Genomic DNA, 641 nt, shown 5'->3' on the forward strand with positions numbered 1-641 from the left:
CGCTTGCATTGCTCATGTCTAAGGCGTCGCATTGCGTAGCAAACACGACATTTTGCATCGACATCAGCTTTAATTGCTCAGCGACTTGGCTTTCGAGTTCTTTTGCGTGCTTTTGTCGATGTTTGCTAAGTGTGTTGGAATGTTGAATGTATATGTTTTTAAGAGACTCAGCCTCTTGTTCAAGGCTATCAAGGTCTTGGTCGCCACCCGTTAAGGCTTCGAGCTCTTGCGCTAATCGAAGATGAACGTCGTTGAGTTCATCTGGTTGGCAGCGATGTTTGCGCGCGAGTTGATAGGCTTGACCTAAGCGTTCGTCTATAAAGTTTAATCGGTTAGGGTCTAGCTCAAAGCCTCCGACAAAGTGGCGAAGTGTATTAGTCGCTTCCTCAATTTGAATACTAGCTTCTTCGAATAAATCTAGCGCTTCGCTAATGCTAGATTCTTCAGCAGGCAGTGAGCTTAAGGCATGCTTGGCGCGCTGAAGGAGTGATAGTGCTCCATGCTCATCATTACTGCTTGCAGCTATAGATTCATGCGCACCCGCAAGTAGCACTTCAGCATTGGCAAGTTTGCTTTGCTCTTGCTCAAGTTGTTCAAGTTCGCCGTCTTGGAGTGCTAGCTTTTCAAATTCGTCGACTTGA

1 pseudogene is annotated in these 641 nt (G+C 46.3%); it reads right to left on the reverse strand.

Annotation, left to right across the window (positions count from 1 at the left end):
- A pseudogene (locus tag A3762_RS27935) lies at window positions 1-641 on the reverse strand (DNA repair protein RecN); the annotation flags it as partial.

The sequence above is a fragment of the Oleiphilus sp. HI0125 genome (assembly GCF_001635355.1).